This is a genomic window from Aeromicrobium sp. PFPM2_SD2, assembly GCF_057364525.1.
In genome coordinates this window covers 1-709 of sequence record NZ_JBNFNZ010000737.1, presented here as the reverse complement: position 1 = coordinate 709, position 709 = coordinate 1, and the positions used below count along the sequence as shown (strand labels likewise).

The window sequence follows — 709 nt, the reverse complement described above, 5'->3', positions numbered from 1 at the left end:
GAAGCTGCCGGCGCCGCCGCAGACGCCCGTCTCGGGCAGCGTGAGCTCGACCCGCTCGGCCGCCTCCCGGTCGCCCGCGAGGGCCGCGGCCACCGAACGGGCCTGCTCGAAGCCGGTGAGGGCCAGGAACGACGGGGCGCGACCGTACGACTTCATCCCGGCGAGGAAGAAGCCGCGCTCGGGCTGCTCCAGCTCGCGCACGCCGTGCGGGTAGACGGTGCCGCACGAGTGGACGTTCGGGTCGATGAGCGGCGCCAGCGCGCGCGGTGCCTGCAGCCGTGGGTCGAGGTCGAGCCGCACCTCGGACAGGAAGGACAGGTCCGGGCGGAAGCCGGTCAGCACGACCACCTCGTCCACGTCCTCGACCCGTCTGCCGTCGGTGGACACCACGGTCAGGTGCTCGTCCCTGCGCTCGACCCGTTCGCTGCGGAACCCGGTCATGGTGGTCACCCCGCCGCCGAAGACGACCGCCCGCGCCTGCTGGCCGAGCGCACCGCGCCGGCTGAGCTGGTCGGCCTCCCCGCCACCGAACGCGTCCCCGAGGCCGAGCGCCTGACCAGCCAGGTGACCCGGGTGCCGGGCAGACGCGTGAGACCGATGAGTGCGGTCTTGGCCGACGCGCCGGTGCCGGCGACGACCACGTGGCGACCGGCGTACCGCGCGCGCGTCGGCCGGGTCGTCAGGTCGGGGACGCGGTAGCGAGATCCGA

General features: G+C 74.8%; 1 pseudogene. It reads right to left on the bottom strand.

Annotated features, from left to right (window positions below):
- Positions 1-450, bottom strand: a pseudogene (locus AC2W7G_RS17790) (flavoprotein); the annotation flags it as partial.
- Between the last annotated feature and the right edge of the window lie 259 nt (positions 451-709).